The sequence below is a fragment of the Yersinia sp. 2545 StPb PI genome (assembly GCF_052217125.1).
Lineage (GTDB): Bacteria > Pseudomonadota > Gammaproteobacteria > Enterobacterales > Enterobacteriaceae > Yersinia > Yersinia enterocolitica_E.
Window position 1 is genome coordinate 3,175,832 of the sequence record NZ_JAZGPY010000001.1, and the last position, 16,498, is coordinate 3,192,329.

Here is a 16,498-nt window from a genome sequence, read left to right on the forward strand (position 1 = left end):
CATGGGAAGCACTGAAACTATCAGTTGTTTATTAACTCATCAGTTATTATATTCAAGAATAACTCACTGTTTTTGCGTAAATTTCAGACGAAAAATTAAAACGTAAAAAAATGATAAAAACCTTTGCTAATGGCAGCTATTCTCATGTTTACTGATACCTCGATGTTTCACCGCTCCCTTTTTTATTGAATAATTATGCTTAAGCAAAATAGCCGTAATCTGTGGTTGCTGGTTGGTTCACTTTTCACTTTATACTTCGTTTGGGGTTCGACTTACCTGGTCATACGTATCGGGGTAGAGAGCTGGCCCCCATTGATGATGGCTGGCTTACGTTACCTGATTGCGGGTGTATTGCTGTTCAGCTTTTTAGCCATTCGTGGTCACGCCCTGCCCACATTCCGCCAATGGCTGGGCGCCAGTGCGATAGGTATCTTATTATTGGCTATCGGTAATGGGCTGGTTACCATCGCCGAACATCAACATGTTCCCTCAGGGATTGCCGCCGTCATGGTGGCGACTGTTCCACTATTCACTTTGTGTTTCAGTATGTTATGGGGGATGCGTAACACAAAACTGGAATGGTCTGGGATTGCTCTCGGGTTGGTAGGTATCATCTTGCTCAATACTGGTAGCAACTTATTAGGTAATCCGGTGGGGGCAATGTTGATATTATTGGCCTCAGCCAGTTGGGCATTTGGCTCGGTCTGGGCTTCACGGCTGGCGCTCCCCAGTGGTGCCATGTCCGGTGCCGCACAGATGCTGGTTGCAGGTGTGGTGTTGTTACTTGCCAGTACGCTAAGTGGTGAACAACTGGAACAAATGCCGACCATGGGTGGCATTCTCTCGTTACTTTACCTGATTGTTTTCGGCTCAATGCTCGCCATTAGCGCTTATATGTTCTTGCTAAAAAATGTGCGCCCGGCGGTCGCCACCAGTTATGCCTATGTGAACCCGGTTGTTGCGGTGTTGCTCGGTATTGGCTTTGCCGGTGAAAGTTTATCAACTACTGAATGGTGTGCATTAGCGGTGATTGTTTCTGCGGTAATATTGGTCACATTGGGGAAATTTCTGTTTAAGCCTCGTTAAGCTGCAACGGCCGACGTGTTTATTTTATCCAGAATATAGATGCATCAACCATGTAACATGGTTGTTTCATTCAGTGAACAGATTATAATTCCCTCTGTTTCGATAAAAAGTGAAAAAATTATGCTAAGAAAAGCACTCATTATCCTGATTGCGATAATGGCACTGAGTTCATTAGGTGGCGTTTTTCTCGCCGGGTTGAACATCTATACTCGTTCAACCACCCCACATGAAACTGAAACGACCGAATCCTCCCCACTGTCTGATATTGGCCCTGCGGGCTTATCCAACAATGGTCAGGAATCACCGTAAGCGCCCATCCAATCGCGGCATCGTTGTTGCAAAAAAGTCTGTAAACCCCTGACCCGCTCTGACACCTGCGAGCGGTGGGGGCACAATAGATTTAAGGGTAAGACTTCGCCCTGCCAGCTTGGCAATACCTGAACCAAACGCCCTGACCGGATATCATCGACTACATCAATAGCAGCCTTATTGGCAATACCCAACCCCGCCAGTGCCCAACGTCGCGCTATCTCACCATCATCACTGACGTATTCACCGGACATCGTTACCTCTTGTTCTTCCCCCTGTCGCATTAACCGCCATTGGTTATAAAGTCGACCATTGCGCTGATATAACGCCGAATGATGGTCGGCCAATTGAGCTGGTGTCTGCGGCACGCCGTAACGGGCAAGATAGGCAGGGCTGGCACATAACATACGCCGATGTTGAGTTAGAACGGGCAATGCCACCAAGCTGGAATCGGTAGGCACCCCGAAACGCAAAGCAATATCTACCGGTTCGCGGAAAAGATCAGCGTGGAGGTCGTTGAGTAACAAATGCAATTGAATATGCGGATGTTGTTGTTTGAAATCATTCAACCAATCGACTAATAAATTACGGCCAAAGTCTGAAGGGGCTGAAAGTTGTAATACTCCAGATAAGCCCGTCATTTTTTTCTGAATTGCCTGTTCTCCCTCAACTAATGCCCCTAACGCAATACGTGCACTATCAAGATAGCTGGCCCCTGCTTCTGTTAGGCGCAAACTGCGAGTTGAGCGGACCAACAAACGCACACCCAGTTGAGACTCCAGGCGTTTTACCGCAATACTGGCTGCTGCGGGTGTGATATCGAGCCGACGAGCAGCTTCAGACAAACTACCGCAGTCAACCGTTCGAACAAAAACATCCAGATCACTAAATGAGATCATTAGTAAATTTCCTTTACAGGTGATTGTCTTTTTAGTCGATTGTTAGACAACTTTCAATAGATGACTATAGATGAAGAGTGAAACCCTTATTTAAATACAGGACTCATTATGGACATCACAACGTTATCTCAGCATCAATTCAGTTCTCCACTCAATCAACAAAAACTGGTTATTCTTGGGGGCAACAGGGGTATTGGCGCAGCCGTGGCTTATGCCGCCATCAGTCGAGGTGCCAAAGTCGTCTTGGTTTCGCGCCGTTCGGCAGGCTCACAATCTATCGATCACGATAGTGCTATGTGCCGCTTATCTGCTGATATGACTGATGCAGAATCACTCAAGCGTCTGTTTGCACAGATCGGAGCCTTTGATCACTTGGTTATTACCGCCGGGCCTGCGGTGCAAGCACACGCTTTGGCGGACACCTCTTTAAGCGAAGCTCAGGAAAATTTTGATGTAAAACTGTGGGGAGCACTGCGGGCGATACAATCAGCTTTACCTTATCTGCACCAACAGGGTTCGATAACCCTGACGTCAGGTTTGTTGTCACGTAAGTTTGTCAGCGGCCAGTTCATCAAAACAGCTATTAATGCTGCATTGGAAGCAGTCGGTAAGCAGTTAGCCAAAGAACTGGCCCCACGACGGGTCAATGTAGTCAGCCCAGGCGTAACCGCCACTGAAGCTTATAATAGTATGAGTAATGAGCAGCGACAGGCTATGTTTACAAAAATGGCAGCCTCACTGCCTGTCGGTCGAGTCGGCCAACCGGTTGATATTGCGGGTGCCTTTGTGTTATTGCTGGAAAACAGTTTTATGACCGGTAGCGTGATTGATGTTGAAGGTGGCGGCTTGTTGTAATTGATATCACTTAGTTTTTCTATTGAGCCATACACGGGGCAATGACTGCCTCGTGTACTGAACAGTAAAGTGCTTATCTCAGCGATTGCTTCAGCAGGAGCTTGGCTTGTTTACTCACACTAATAACACGTCTTATCAAAGTGTTATTACTCCTGCAGAGAACGCTTTTTCTTGCATCCTTCTAATTACGTCATAAGCCGAAATTGGTAAAACACTAAATGATTTTATTAATAACCTATCTTTGGCAGACGTGGCTTCAGGAGAATTAACGGTAGCCGTAATAGCCTGGCGGATCTGGGTAAGCTGTTGTGCTGAAGTTGACAATGAAGTGATAAGTGGCAGACCAGGAGCCGCGTCGGTTTGCGCTATTATTTTTAATCCGGCAACGGCTGAGGGATTGGCCCGCTGTAATAGTGCAAAACTGACACAATCTATTGCGGCAATATCGGCCTGTCGCTGTTGGATCATCGAGATCGAATGATAATGCCCGCCAGAGGCCAAACTGTGAGAAAAAAAATGCCCATTGATCGCCAATGGTGCAATTAAAGCACGTAGTGCATTGTATCCAGACTGAGAATCCATACTGTTATAGGCAACTATTCTATGGCGAAAATCTGCCAGTTGTTGGCCTTTTTCATCAGCACGGACCACAACCAAACTACGGTAATATTCCCCCGAACAGTAAGGTGATTGATAGCTAAATACCCCAATCAATTGCACCTGCTGTTGCAATAACGTCACTAGAGGAAAACCGCAGGTTTGGCTCAACAGCAAATTAGGATCACGCCAATGTTGCAGTAAATCAGTAGGCCAGATGAGTTGATCACTTATCCCTAGAGCACCATCTACCCCTATAACCCCATGACGGTGCAGTTGTTGCGATAATAACCGCCAAAAAGGCAAAACATCCTGCGGCTCGACACCATACATAGGAAGTGAAATTAGCATAGGCACCTGTTACTAATCAGAGCGCAAAACAGCCAAAACATTAATCGTGCCGGTCTATCGGAAGAGATTGTAATTCCCGCCAACGTGACAGCCGCCTGGCCCAACGAGCAAAAATCATATCCGTAATAATAGCCAATAGTGCGACCACAACCGCCCCCTGGATAACGTAAGCCGTATTAAAACCGCTAAGTCCGATAATGATCGGAGAACCCAAGGTTTTCGTCCCAACAGTTGATGCTATTGCGGCAGTACCTATATTGATAATGACCGAGGTTCGGATACCTGCAACGATAATAGGTGCTGCCAGTGGCAATTCAACCTGCCACAAAATCTGCCTGGCACTCATTCCCACCCCTTCTGCCACCTCATGAATGCCGCGGGAGACAGACTCGATACCGGTGATGGTTCCTTGTAAAATCGGCAATAAACCATAAAGCACCAAAGCGATAATGGCGGGTTTTTCACTAAATCCCATCACCGGTACGGCAATAGCCAGCACCGCCACCGGTGGAAAAGTCTGCCCCATAGCAACAACGGTTTCCACCACTGAGCGAAACTCTTTCCCCATGGGACGTGTCACAGCAATACCCGCAATCACTCCTATCAAAACAGCGATAAAACTGGAAACCAGCACCAATAAGACATGAGCAACCACCAGTGACCAGAATGTATCTTGCAGGTAGACAGGCCGATCGAGATCAGGAAATAACGCGGCAAAGAAACCGTGTAGAGAGGTCATACCAAAAACCAAACCGGTCAACAGCAGCAGCGCCCAGCACAGAGGGTCTTTTAGCCAGCGCAGTACATCGGACACTACCCATTTAAACGCTTTCTTTGTTGGCTTATAAGTATGGGCCGTATCACGGGTATGAGCGGTATCAGGTTTCACACGCTCCCCTTATCTGCCACCAAATCAGCAAAATAAAGCACACCTAGTGATTGCCCATATTCATCAGCCACCGGCAGTTTATCGGTCTGACGAGACACAAACAGGGAAAGCGCCTCGCGCAGGCTGGTAGTACCGAGAATCGGCGGCCCTATCAACGTTTCACCGCGCCTGACCCGTTGTTCAGCCCACCCCAGTGATAACAGCTTAATTCCGAGATCACTGCGACCAAAGAAATCACGAACAAAATCATTGGCGGGTTGAGTTAGCATTTCAAGAGGCGTTCCCTGCTGAATGACTCGGCCTTCATCCATCAGAACTATGCGATCAGCCAGACTCAACGCCTCATCAATATCATGAGTCACCAGCACGATAGTCCGACCCGATAATTGATGAATACGGGTAATTTCAAACTGGAGTGCCGAGCGCGTCACCGGGTCTAACGCGCCAAAGGGCTCATCCATCAATAAGACTTCAGGATCTGCTGCCAAGGCACGAGCGACACCGACACGCTGTTGCTGCCCACCAGACAATTGATGAGGATAGCGGTGGAGAAATTGTTCTGGTTCCAGATGCAGTAGCTCAAGTAATTCGATGACGCGTTGGCGAATACGGTCCTGGGGCCATTTCAACAACTGTGGCACAGTGGCAATATTGCGCTCCACCGTCCAGTGTGGAAATAAACCTATCGATTGGATGGCATATCCCATCCGCCGCCGAATATCTTCAGGTTTATAGTTACGAATTTCTTCACCAGCAAAATGAATCTCCCCCTCATCATGTTCAATAAGGCGGTTAATCATTTTTAATGTGGTCGATTTACCGGAGCCAGAGGTACCGATGAGTACAGTAAACTCACCCTTGGCTATCTGCAACGTCAGATTATCGACCGCTCGTTTACCGGCAAAATATTTACTTACCTGATGGAAATGAATCATCGACGTGAAGTATCCATAAAAATAACCATAAATTTAAACAGCGAATCAACCACAACCGCCATCACAATCACGGGGATAACGCCAAGCAGCACGAGATCCAATGCGCTGCTAAGCAAACCTTGGAACACAATCGCTCCTAACCCACCCGCACCAATCAATGCAGCCACGACAGCCAGCCCTACTGTTTGTACCGCGACAATGCGGATACCGGATAAAATAAGTGGCATCGCAATAGGTATTTGCACCTGAAAGAACAACTGGCTGCGAGTCATCCCCATACCTCGGGCCGACTCGACAACACTGTCAGGCACCGACTCTAGCCCTGCGACCACATTACGCACTAATGGCAACAATGCATAAAGCACCAACGCGACAATAGCCGGGGCCAGGCCGATACCGCTGACACCATGCTCTGCCAACCAGGGAAGAGCCGCAGCCAGCCCCGCTAAAGGTGCAATTAGCAGGCCAAATAAGGCAATAGATGGAATGGTTTGAATAATATTCAATGTCGAAAAAATGGTGCTTTGAAAATGACGAGAACGAAAACAGAGTAAGCCGAGTGGGACCCCCAAAAGGGTGGCGGGTATCAATGTTGCGAGTAAAATCTGAAGATGTTGCCATAGCGCATCATTAAATACGTCTTGCCGGTTAACGTACTCTTTCATTAACGATAGTTGATCCAACTGCCCCATCATGAGCAATATCACTACCGGCAGAAGCAGTAAGACATTAGCCACACTGCGCCACACAGGGTTAACAATGGCACGAGATAAGCTATCGACGGCAATCAATAGACTCATCCCACTCATCAGCCAGAACCCTCCACCTAATGAGGTACGTGCCAGACTCTCGCCACCTCCGGCAAGCTGTATGGCGGTCGTGCCAGCCAATAACAACAAACCCAAAAGCAGCAACTCGGCAAATAATACTGTTAGCCAATACAGCACGATATTTTGTTTTAAGAACGCAAAAATAAGCAGGATCAGAATAGGAATTAGCACTGCCCCATTTGATCCACTTATCAGCGATAACAACGAGATCCCTTGCCCGGAAATCAATCGGTTAGGTGCATGGCTCACAAAAGACAGCCCAGCACCTGATAAAACCAATAAAATAGCCAGTACTAGCAGGACCCGGTTTTTGACAGCCATAAAAATCCATCTCCATGACAGGTAACCTTTGTTGTAATAACGAGTGACCTGTTTCTTTGATAGCGCTATAAATCAGATGCCTACAGCGCCATCTCTGACACCCACCACTATCCTTTAACAAACCCTTTCTCTTTCAGATAATTAGCTGCCACTTTTTTCGCATCCTGACCTTCAACCGCAATGCGGGCATTCAGTTTTTGTAGCGTCGGCCCATCAAGGGTAGCAAATACAGGATTGAGTAAAGCAGGTATCGTTGGATGCGCTTTCAGTGTGGCCTCACGAATGATCGGCGTCGGCGCATAAATAGGTTGCACACCCTTAGTGTCTTCGAGTGTTTGTAAGCCTAAAGCAGCAACCGGGCCATCAGTGCCATACGCCATGGCAGCATTAACACCAGAGGTCTGTTCTGCCGCAGCTTTAATCGTCACCGCAGTGTCACCACCGGCTAATGATAACAATTGGTCTTGATTCAATTTAAAGCCGTAAGCTTGCTGGAAAGCAGGCAAGGCATCTGGCCGTTCAATAAACTCGGCGGAGGCCGCTAATTTGAATTTACCACCAGCATTAATCCATTTCCCCAAATCCTCCAGCGTTTTCAAGTTATTCGCTTGGGCTAAATCCTGGCGTACTGCAATGGTCCATGTATTGTTCGCTGGAGCAGGTGAGAGCCACACCAGTTTGTTCTTCTCGTAATCTAACGCTTTGACTTTTTCATAGCCTGCTTTCGCATTTTTCCAAGCGGGATCTTTTTCATCCGAGAAGAAAAAAGCCCCATTACCGGTATATTCAGGGTAAATATCAATCTCACCCGCAGTGATAGCACCACGCACTACTTTGGTGGTGCCCAATTGTGATTTATTGGTGGTTTTTATCCCGTTAGCATCCAGTACCTGCACAATAATATTGCCCAGCAATGAACCTTCAGTATCAATTTTTGAGCCAACTCGGACAGTATCTGCGGCCTGTGATATACCGGTTGATGCCGTTAGCACCATTGCCGCCAATGCAAAAATCCGGCCACGGGTTAGGGTCATTGCCATGCTTACCTCTCATGTGCTCAAGGGTGAGTTAACGTTCATTCTTGCATACTTGTAGTAGCTGAATGTTTACAGGGTGTGCGGCCAAGACATCTTTAACAGATGAGTAACCATATTAGATTTAGTCCAAAACAAACCAAATAACCAATTGATATTAAATATATTATTAGCGTTACATTAGGCTTGTAGGTTTGTATCTATAATACGTAACAGTTTGATAGCTAAGTATTTAAGCTGTGTTGTAACAGCAAAATTTTCAGTTAAGATTACATCAAATACTGTATATAACAACAGCAATTTTCAAATAACAGAAGAGATCGCTAAGAATTTATTCACCTGAATCCATAGCCGTTTTAACCTCAGCGGGCTGATTTAGGTTGATTCAGAATGCTGGCTACTACTTTTAATCACACCATACCGCTCTTCTGCCGCAACAGTTTTATTCTCGCAATCGTAAAATGGGTGTACTTCTATTTCCAACGCAGTAAAAGCAAATGCGTCAAACCATTGAGTATAGCCGTTCACGACAAATTGCCCGCTGCGCTGCTGATATTGAACGCGGTTTTCCAGATAAATCTGGCGTAACCCGTACCAAGGTAAGGCTGGCAAATCATGATGCACCAAGTGGTAATTGAGGTTTAGAAATAACAGACGCCATGGCCATGCAGCTTCATTCAAGGCTGAGCGCGCCGAACTCTCTGGCGCTGCACGATGTTCAAAAAAAGATCTTACTTTAGTCAGACTAAGTGCCGGATAGCTAATCGCCAGTAGGTAGAAAACGGCAGAAATACCATAGCCTGCCATCCAGTGAAGTAACCCGTAAAGTAGCCCTAAATGAATCAGCCACATGAATATGGCCGAGCGATCGCCGGAAATAAAAGCCTGGGCTGCGCTGCGAAGAGTATTAATGATGTCTAGTGATGGCCCGAGGGCTAGCCGCCCCACAAAGGTGTTACTCGCACGTATAATACCTTTGAGTAATATGTGGAAGTATTGCCATTGTGTTGCCGTGTAGTAATAGCACTCTGGATCTTTTTCTGGGTGAGTCAAATCCTCATCGCGGTGATGTTGAATATGAGAATCACGATAAAGGCCATAGGGGTACCATACCGCCAGTGGCAAAGTTCCAAATAGCTGATTTACCCTCCGCCAACGGGTTGGATGGCCGTGAATCAACTCATGTTGCAAAGACATATACCACGCACTCAACAAGATCAGCAGAACACTTCCCATCACTGGCCCTAATTGCTGCCAATGAATAACACCAACAAACCACCCAGTGTAAATGACACCGATCAATATCCAAGTAGGGATCTCCAGACGCCATAGCCAAGAACGGGACAACTGCTTTACCTTTGCCCGTTGCTGCTCACTAAGATAATGAGCAGTAGTTGTCGCGTGATTATTACGTTTAGTGTCAGCAGTGGGCATATTTAAAACTCATACATGGCCTAATTCGGGCCAGTATCAGCTAAATGATGCTCACCACTAACTAACTTAAGGTGCTATGTAAATCTGAGAATTAGATAACCTCTCTTCGCATTGACATTGTAGAAATTAAAAATGTTAGCTGTAGCAGAATGGTCAATCTGTTAAGACATTTACCCAGCATCGTTCCTCGGCAGAAACGGCAATAGCATCCAATACTTTCGATACTTTCCAACCTTCTTCAAAATCCGGCCACATACGGTCATCGGCAGCAATGCCGTTAATCAAATCGCGGATCTCAACCGTTTTTTGATCGTTAAATCCAATACCATGTCCTGCACTGACACAAAAAGCCGCATAGTCTGGATGCTGTGGCCCTATAAGTAATGTTTTAAACCCTTGTCTGGCCTGTGGATCATCATGGCGATAGAGCTGTAATTCCGCCATGCGTTCTTGAGAATAACTGATCGCACCTTTAGTGCCGGTGATTACATATGTCAGCCCCATTTTACGGCCACAAGCAATCCGTGAAGTTTCTATGGTCCCCATAGCACCATTGCTAAAATGCACCAATGCACTGGCTTGATCTTCATTCTCCACCGCAAGAAGCGATGAGGGATCTTTCGGGTCAGGGCGCCGTCTGATGATAGTTTGCATATCGCCACAGACACGGGTGATATCGCCGACCAGATAATGAGCCATATTAACAATGTGTGCGGCTAAATCCCCCAAGGCCCCCAGACCTGCCTGCGCCTTGGTACAATGCCAGTCCAAAGGTGTGAGTGGATCAGCCAGATAATCTTCATTATGAGTACCATAAAAATGCACGACCTCACCAATCTCACCGTTTGCAATAATTTCTCGCGCTAACTGACTCGTTGGATTTTTCATATAATTGAAACCCACCAACGTTTTTACCCCTTTTGCACGTGCAGCATCGACCATTTCTTTAGCATCGGCAGCACTCAGCGCCAGTGGCTTTTCTGAATAAACATGTTTGCCGTGGCTAATTGCTGCTAGAGCCATCTCCTTATGCAAGAAATTTGGTGCACAAATATCCACCACATCAATATCAGGATCGGCAACCAGTTCGCGCCAATGGGAGGTAGATCGGGAAAAACCAAATTCTGCAGCACGTTTTTGAGCCAATTCAGGAGTCACTTCTGCCAACATCTCTAATACTGGCTGACCCTTGAGTGGAAAAACAGTCGCAACCTGCGCGTAAGCAATGGCGTGGCAACGGCCGATATAACCAGTACCAATAAGGCCAATTCGAACTTTTTTCATTTTATTCCCCTTACCTGTTTATAAATTAAAGCCCCGATAAGGTAGCTTTACTTGCCACTGGTTATACGAAATTAAAATTTCACCATCAAGTCAATATGAAATTAAAAGTTATTTTTGCGAGGCGCCACGAAGAAAAGGGTCAAGCTAATGAAAGCTTACACAAGCAGGATACTTCTATCAGAATACAGTTCACAGATTGAATTCCAAATTCAATTAATTAATTATATATTTTCATTATGTAATTTATTGAATAATAAATTTCAATAAATGCGAAGCGTCACGCATCATGAGCAAGTCGGGGTTTCAATAGCGTAATTTCGTTATATAGTGGGCATCAAGATGAAGCGATAAATCCCATCGCTCCTTTATAATGTTGACAGGTAACTTGCTATGAACTCACCTTTTCTGGTTACAGCACAATGGCTGGCAGAACATGCTAATGATGCCGATATCGTTATTCTGGATGCCAGAATGTCACCGCCGGGATTGATACCTAAAAGAGACATTCAGGCTGAGTTCGAGCAAGGGCATATCCCGGGAGCCGTTTACTTTGATATTGATGAAATTGCAGACCACAGTACTGAATTGCCACATATGCTGCCATCGCCACAGGAATTCAGTGAGAGGGTTGGTCAATTAGGGGTAAGTGAGCAACATACTTTAGTGATTTATGACGACGGTAACCTGTTTTCCGCACCACGCGTTTGGTGGACGTTCCGTACTTTTGGTGCCAAAAATGTGCGTATATTGGCCGGTGGTATCAACGGATGGCGGCAAGCGGGTTATGCATTAGAAAGCGGCCAGGCAAAATCAACCCCGCAAGTGTTCAATGTGGCTTTCAATAGTGCTGCGGTCAAAAACGTTGATGAGGTTGTCGCCGTACTGGGAAATAGTGAAGTACAAATTATAGATGCTCGGCCAGCCAACAGATTTAAAGCCCAAGAGCCTGAGCCTCGGCCTGGTCTGCGCCTTGGCCGTATCCCCGGCAGTATTAATGTCCCGTGGGGGAGCATGGTAGAAAATGGTAATTTGAAATCGCCACAAGCACTGGCACGTATTTTTGCCGCTCAAGGCGTGGATTTAACCAAGCCCATTATTACCAGCTGTGGTTCTGGCGTAACAGCCGCAGTGGTAGCTTTGGGGCTGGCGGCATTAAACGCACCATCAGTATCACTCTATGATGGTTCTTGGGCGCAATGGGGGGCATTCGATTCACTGCCCATCGAGGATACCCGCCTCCCATAAGAGCCTGTCAGATAGCAACCAGGCCACGGACACCGTCTAACTCCATATCAGTGCCGTGGCCACGCTGGATAATTTTGCCACGGGACATCACTAAATAGTTATCCGCCAGCTCTGCGGCAAAATCATAAAACTGCTCAACCAACAAGATAGCCATATCCCCTTGAACAGCCAGTTTTTTGATAACTATACCTATCTCTTTGATAACCGAAGGTTGAATTCCCTCAGTTGGCTCATCCAAAATGAGCAAACGAGGCTGGCAAGCCAATGCGCGCCCAATCGCCAACTGCTGCTGTTGCCCACCAGATAGATCCCCACCACGGCGATGTTTCATTTCTTGTAACACTGGGAATAACTGATAAATACTTTCAGGTACTAACTTGCTCTGGGCGCCGGGAAAACGAGAAAGCCCCAATAGAATGTTCTCCTCAACCGTTAATCTGGGGAAAATTTCTCTACCTTGTGGCACATAAGCAATGCCTCCTTTCACCCGTTGGTGTGGTGACTGATGGCTAATATTTTTACCTTCCCATGTAATGCTACCGTTTTTGACCGGCACCAGTCCCATCAAGCATTTGAGTAATGTCGTTTTACCAACGCCATTACGGCCCAATAAGCAAGTAACCTCACCTATCGCAGCCTCGAATGACAAACCACGCAAGATATGGCTGCCACCGTAATATTGATCAAGTTCATTCACTTGCAGCATATATTGACCTTAAATATCCAGTTAACTGTTAGTCACCAAAACCCGATCACATGATATGGCAGGAGAAACAACACCGATCAGCCGCTATGAATCAAGGCGCAATCCCCCGAAGTTTGGTCAACCCAAATGAGGGGGGAAGCAACACCGAGTCAGAACGGCTCAGCGCCCCAAATATACCTCGATCACTTGCTCGTTGGCCTGCACCTCTGCCAATGACCCCTCGGCCAACACCTGGCCCTGATGCAACACCGTGACATGATCAGCAATAGACTCGACGAACCCCATATCGTGCTCCACGACCATCAGTGAATGCTTCCCGGCTAATTGATTAAACAACTCGGCGGTATAGGCGGTCTCGGCATCGGTCATCCCAGCGGCTGGCTCATCCAACAGTAGCAAATGCGGGTCTTGCACCAATAACATCCCAATTTCAAGAAACTGCTTTTGACCATGAGATAACAAGCCTGCCTGCCGCTGTCGCATCTCACTAAGGCGCAACATAGTAAGGGTTTCATCAATTTGATCCCGCTGCTCACTGTTCAACTTGGCGCGCAGACTGGCCCAGACCGTTTTGGTGCTTTTTTGTGCCAATTCAAGATTTTCAAACACACTTAGCGCTTCAAATACCGTCGGTTTTTGGAATTTCCGGCCAATCCCTGCTTGAGCAATCTCTATCGTATTCATCATTGAGAGATCACGGTGTTGGTCATAGGTCATCTTACCGGCCTGGGGACGTGTTTTACCGGTTATCACATCCATCAGCGTGGTTTTACCCGCACCATTCGGGCCAATAATGCAACGCAGCTCGCCAACACCTATTTGCAATGAGAGATCACGCAAAGCATGAAAGCCATCAAAACTAACATTAATATTTTCGAGGGTTAACACCGGATCCCGTTGCTGGCGATGCTTGTCGGCCGCATGCTCTAACGCACCGGGTTCCTGAGCAATTATCTCGGGATAAATCAGTTGTTCCGTAATTTGAAACCGGCTCATTTGTCTTTCCCCCGCCGCAGTAACCCGATAACACCCTTAGGTAAGAACAACGTAACCAAAATAAATATCAATCCGAGGAAGAACTGCCAATATTCTGGCATTGCCATGGTGAACCAGCTTTTTGCGCCATTGACAATGCCAGCCCCTAATACTGGGCCAATTAATGTCCCGCGCCCCCCAAGTGCTACCCAGATAGCAGCTTCAATAGAGTTGGTTGGCGACATTTCACTTGGATTGATGATACCAACCTGAGGTACATACAACGCTCCCGCCAGAGCACAGAGTACGGCTGATAATGTCCAGACAAACAGCTTGAAACCTTTCGGATCATAGCCACAAAATGTCAGGCGATTTTCAGCATCACGCACGGCGGTCAACACTCGCCCAAACTTGGTGCGGGCCAATGCAAAGCCCAATACCAAACTGGCGATTAACAAAGCGAGTGAGGCCAGAAACAGGGCAATACGGGTAGAGGTTGCCGATACCGGGAAGCCCAGCATAGTGGTAAATCCGGTGAAACCGTTGTTACCGCCAAAGCCCGTTTCGTTACGGAAAAACAGTAACATCCCCGCGTAAGTCAGCGCCTGCGTCATGATAGAGAAATAGACGCCCTTTATTTTGGAACGAAAGGCGAAATATCCAAAAATAAAAGCCAGTAAACCGGGAACCAAGACGATCAGGCACAATGCCCAAATAAAATATTGGCTACCACTCCAAAACCACGGCAACTCAGACCAGGATAGAAAAGACATGAATGCAGGCAGGCCATCACCAGCCGCCTGACGCATCAGATACATGCCCATGGCATAACCACCAAGTGCGAAAAATAGGCCATGGCCAAGAGACAGTAAACCGGCATATCCCCATACCAGATCAAGTGCGATAGCCACTACTGCATAGCATAGAATCTTACCGATAAGCGTTAAGGTATAGGTTGATATTGCGAGGGGATTATCAGCCGGCAGCAGTGCTAAAAAAGGCAAAATAATCAGTGCAGTAACAACTACAGCCCCCAATGATAAGCTGATAACAGGTGCTTTTTGCGTCAAGGTTATAGCTAAAGGTTGATTCATTAATCACTCACCCTGCCCTTGAGGGCAAACAGACCCTGCGGCCGTTTTTGAATAAATAATATGATTAGCACTAAAATCAAAATCTTACCTAATACTGCGCCAATCTGCGGTTCCAAAATTTTATTCAGCATGCCTAACCCCAGTGCTGCAACAACACTGCCAGCCAGTTGTCCGACACCACCAAGCACAACAACCAGGAAGGAATCGATGATGTAGCCCTGCCCTAATTCCGGACCAACATTTCCCAGTTGTGACAGGGCAACCCCTCCTAATCCGGCAATACCCGAACCCAGACCAAAAGCCAGCATATCAACCCTGCCGGTTGCCACCCCACAGCAAGCAGCCATGGCGCGATTTTGCGTCACTGCCCGTACCTGTAGACCGAGGCGGGTTTTATTTAGCAACAGCCAAGTGAGTAACAGAACAATGATCACAAAGGCGATAACGGCGATACGATTCCATGGCAAAACCAGATTTGGCAAAATCTGTACCCCGCCAGACAGCCACGCAGGGTTAGCGACTTCCAAGTTTTGCGCGCCAAAAATCATACGCACGCTCTGAATCAGCATTAGACTAATTCCCCAGGTTGCCAACAGCGTTTCCAGCGGGCGGCCATAAAGATGCCGAATTACCGTTCGTTCCAAAGCCATGCCGATTCCAGCCGTAATAAAGAACGCGACCGGCAAGGCGACCAACGGATAGAGGGCTAGCCAATGCGGAGCTAATTGCTGAAACAGTGATTGCACCAAGTAAGCTGAATAGGCTCCCAACATCAGCATTTCACCATGGGCCATATTGATAACACCCAATAGGCCGTAAGTGATGGCTAACCCAAGAGCTGCTAGCAACAAGATAGAGCCTAGTGATAACCCGCTGAATACTTGCCCAATAATATCCCCGACCATCAACCGATTTTGTACCTGTTTCAAACTACTGGCTGCCGCGGCACGCACTTGTGCATCAGGCTCGGTTTTAGCATCGGTTAAGCTTTGCAAACGAGATTGGGTTTGTGGCGAACCTGATTGTCCGAGCAATTGCACAGCATTCAGGCGCACCAAAGGGTTACTATCGGTCAGTTGTAAATTAGCCAAAGCAATACTTAGCGCCTCTTTGACTTTACTGTCTGTTTCCAATTTAAGACGCTGATTAAGTAACGGTAATTGATCACTTTGCGCTTGCTGCTGTAACTCTAGTGCCGCTTGCAAGCGCACTGATTCGTCTTCACTTGCCAGCCGTTGAGCCGTCAGTGCATTAGCAATCAGAATACGTAAGCGGTTATTGAGCCAGATTTTCTTTGGTGTACCGACAGGTTGTAACTGCCCTTCCAGCGGGGTGAAACTCTGATTATGCTGGATGAATGCCTGCCCTGTGCTATCGACCACCAACGTTTCTTGTTTCAGTGCCTGCAATAAGGGTAATCGGCTAGCATCCGGTTCGGTCGCCCATTGCTGCAACATAGCGGCTTGCTGTGAACGATTAGCCACAGCAAAATCATGGGCTGGCCCTGCTGTTGCCAAGGCTGAAAAGCTCAGTAACAGGCCTATCAGCGGCCTGAGCAAAAAATTGACTGCTCTACTCCAAACAGGAATTAACAATTTCATAGGCCCGCTCATCACTGATATATGGCAAAAAAGATCCAGAGCCAGCAAAATCT

The 16,498-nt window shown here is 47.1% G+C and carries 16 protein-coding genes; 4 read left to right on the forward strand and 12 right to left on the reverse strand.

The features are described from left to right. The first annotated feature begins 195 nt into the window (after window positions 1-195). Complete coding sequence (yedA, locus tag V1955_RS14815; RefSeq protein ID WP_083159458.1) at window positions 196-1,086, forward strand: drug/metabolite exporter YedA; 891 nt, start codon at window positions 196-198, stop codon at window positions 1,084-1,086. Window positions 1,087-1,206: 120 nt separating this feature from the next. Next, window positions 1,207-1,395 (forward strand): hypothetical protein, encoded by a 189-nt coding sequence (locus tag V1955_RS14820; RefSeq protein ID WP_032815427.1) that lies wholly within the window; start codon window positions 1,207-1,209, stop codon window positions 1,393-1,395. Here the strand turns inward: V1955_RS14820 and V1955_RS14825 are convergent. Next, window positions 1,380-2,294 carry a LysR family transcriptional regulator gene (locus tag V1955_RS14825; RefSeq protein ID WP_442821096.1) on the reverse strand — a complete coding sequence of 305 codons (915 nt, stop codon included), beginning with the start codon at window positions 2,292-2,294 and terminating at the stop codon, window positions 1,380-1,382. The genes V1955_RS14820 and V1955_RS14825 overlap by 16 nt on opposite strands. A 108-nt stretch (window positions 2,295-2,402) precedes the next feature. On the opposite strand from V1955_RS14825, the gene V1955_RS14830 reads away from it, so the two are divergent. Next, entirely contained in the window at window positions 2,403-3,149 is a 747-nt protein-coding gene (locus tag V1955_RS14830; RefSeq protein WP_083159462.1) for an SDR family oxidoreductase, read from the forward strand. 135 nt (window positions 3,150-3,284) lie between these two features. On the opposite strand, the gene V1955_RS14835 is transcribed toward V1955_RS14830, so the two are convergent. The 7 genes from V1955_RS14835 to V1955_RS14865 form a co-directional block, all read right to left on the reverse strand. Then, window positions 3,285-4,079, reverse strand: coding sequence for a phosphate/phosphite/phosphonate ABC transporter substrate-binding protein (locus V1955_RS14835; RefSeq protein ID WP_442821449.1), 795 nt, complete (start codon window positions 4,077-4,079; stop codon window positions 3,285-3,287). A 58-nt stretch (window positions 4,080-4,137) separates the two neighbouring features. After that, on the reverse strand, window positions 4,138-4,836 hold the full coding sequence (locus tag V1955_RS14840) for an ABC transporter permease (RefSeq protein ID WP_442821450.1): 699 nt from the start codon (window positions 4,834-4,836) through the stop codon (window positions 4,138-4,140). A gap of 146 nt (window positions 4,837-4,982) precedes the next feature. Continuing rightward, window positions 4,983-5,921 carry an ABC transporter ATP-binding protein gene (locus V1955_RS14845; RefSeq protein WP_372568885.1) on the reverse strand — a complete coding sequence of 313 codons (939 nt, stop codon included), beginning with the start codon at window positions 5,919-5,921 and terminating at the stop codon, window positions 4,983-4,985. Beyond that, window positions 5,918-7,072 (reverse strand): ABC transporter permease, encoded by a 1,155-nt coding sequence (locus V1955_RS14850; RefSeq protein WP_083159468.1) that lies wholly within the window; start codon window positions 7,070-7,072, stop codon window positions 5,918-5,920. The genes V1955_RS14845 and V1955_RS14850 overlap by 4 nt, the downstream gene beginning before the upstream one ends. 107 nt (window positions 7,073-7,179) lie before the next feature. Next, on the reverse strand, window positions 7,180-8,112 hold the full coding sequence (osmF, locus tag V1955_RS14855; protein WP_083159470.1) for a glycine betaine ABC transporter substrate-binding protein OsmF: 933 nt from the start codon (window positions 8,110-8,112) through the stop codon (window positions 7,180-7,182). A 369-nt stretch (window positions 8,113-8,481) separates the two neighbouring features. Then, complete coding sequence (locus tag V1955_RS14860; protein WP_442821097.1) at window positions 8,482-9,540, reverse strand: fatty acid desaturase; 1,059 nt, start codon at window positions 9,538-9,540, stop codon at window positions 8,482-8,484. 153 nt (window positions 9,541-9,693) lie between these two features. Further along, window positions 9,694-10,824 (reverse strand): Gfo/Idh/MocA family protein, encoded by a 1,131-nt coding sequence (locus V1955_RS14865; RefSeq protein ID WP_083159474.1) that lies wholly within the window; start codon window positions 10,822-10,824, stop codon window positions 9,694-9,696. 390 nt (window positions 10,825-11,214) lie between these two features. On the opposite strand from V1955_RS14865, the gene sseA reads away from it, so the two are divergent. Further along, window positions 11,215-12,069 (forward strand): 3-mercaptopyruvate sulfurtransferase, encoded by an 855-nt coding sequence (sseA, locus tag V1955_RS14870; protein ID WP_420073811.1) that lies wholly within the window; start codon window positions 11,215-11,217, stop codon window positions 12,067-12,069. A gap of 7 nt (window positions 12,070-12,076) precedes the next feature. Here sseA and urtE read toward each other — a convergent pair whose 3' ends face one another. From urtE to urtB, 4 genes are all read right to left on the reverse strand, one after another. Further along, window positions 12,077-12,775, reverse strand: a complete 699-nt coding sequence (gene urtE, locus V1955_RS14875) for an urea ABC transporter ATP-binding subunit UrtE (protein ID WP_083159478.1) — start codon at window positions 12,773-12,775, stop codon at window positions 12,077-12,079. A gap of 159 nt (window positions 12,776-12,934) precedes the next feature. After that, a complete protein-coding gene (gene urtD / locus V1955_RS14880; protein WP_083159482.1) occupies window positions 12,935-13,771 on the reverse strand; it encodes an urea ABC transporter ATP-binding protein UrtD in 837 nt (278 codons plus the stop codon). Then, window positions 13,768-14,844 carry an urea ABC transporter permease subunit UrtC gene (gene urtC, locus V1955_RS14885; protein ID WP_083159484.1) on the reverse strand — a complete coding sequence of 359 codons (1,077 nt, stop codon included), beginning with the start codon at window positions 14,842-14,844 and terminating at the stop codon, window positions 13,768-13,770. The genes urtD and urtC overlap by 4 nt, the downstream gene beginning before the upstream one ends. Then, window positions 14,844-16,445: an urea ABC transporter permease subunit UrtB gene (gene urtB / locus V1955_RS14890; RefSeq protein ID WP_442821098.1), complete on the reverse strand. Its 1,602-nt coding sequence runs from the start codon at window positions 16,443-16,445 to the stop codon at window positions 14,844-14,846. The genes urtC and urtB overlap by 1 nt, the downstream gene beginning before the upstream one ends. Window positions 16,446-16,498 lie beyond the last annotated feature (53 nt).